General features: G+C 65.7%; 1 protein-coding gene. It reads right to left on the reverse strand.

Annotated features, from left to right (window positions below):
* Positions 1-554 (reverse strand): zinc-binding dehydrogenase (locus IB265_RS36280; RefSeq protein ID WP_192496231.1); only part of this gene is annotated, 554 nt, incomplete at both ends.

Here is a 554-nt window from a genome sequence, read left to right on the forward strand (position 1 = left end):
GTGCCCATCCAGCTGCGGCCGGTGACGAGCTGGAACGGCCGGGTGGAGATCTCCTGGCCGGCGCCGGCGACGCCGATGACGACGGACTTGCCCCAGCCGCGATGCGAGGCTTCGAGCGCCTGGCGCATCACCTTGGTGTTGCCGGTGCAGTCGAAGGTGTAGTCGGCGCCGCCGATCTGGTCGGCCCCACGCTTGGTCATGTTGACGAGGTAGGGAACGATGTCGTCGCCGACCTCCTTCGGATTGACGAAGTGGGTCATGCCGAAGCGTTCGCCCCAGGCCTTCTTGTCGTTGTTGAGGTCGACGCCGATGATCATGTCGGCGCCGGCAAGACGCAGGCCCTGGATGACGTTGAGGCCGATGCCGCCGAGACCGAAGACGATCGCGGTCGCGCCCATCTCGACCTTCGCCGTGTTGATGACCGCACCGATGCCGGTGGTGACGCCGCAGCCGATGTAGCAGATCTTGTCGAACGGCGCGTCCGGGTTGACCTTGGCAACGGCGATCTCCGGCAGCACCGTGTAGTTGGCGAAGGTCGAGCAGCCCATGTAGTG

It is taken from the genome of Ensifer sp. ENS10 (assembly GCF_014852025.1).
Lineage (GTDB): Bacteria > Pseudomonadota > Alphaproteobacteria > Rhizobiales > Rhizobiaceae > Ensifer.